General features: G+C 79.1%; 1 pseudogene. It reads left to right on the top strand.

The features are described from left to right. Nucleotides 1-211 (top strand): annotated as a pseudogene (locus tag BIV03_RS18860) (pyridine nucleotide-disulfide oxidoreductase); the annotation flags it as partial.

Below are 211 nucleotides of genomic sequence, written 5' to 3' on the forward strand. Positions count from 1 at the left end.
CGCGCCGCTCGACGACGCCGGCCGTGCGCGTCTGGCCGCAGCGGGCGTGCGCGTCGACGAGCGGGCCGTGGCAGACCTCGAGGGGGACCGCTCCGGGATGACCGGCGTCCGCCTCGCAGACGGGCACGTGGAGCCGCGGACGGGTGGGTTCGTCCGGCCCCGGTGGCACGCCGACCTGGACTGGGTCGACGCGGACCTCCGCCGCGACGCC

This window comes from Curtobacterium sp. MCBA15_016 (genome assembly GCF_001865105.1).
In the GTDB taxonomy this organism is placed as follows: Bacteria; Actinomycetota; Actinomycetes; order Actinomycetales; family Microbacteriaceae; genus Curtobacterium.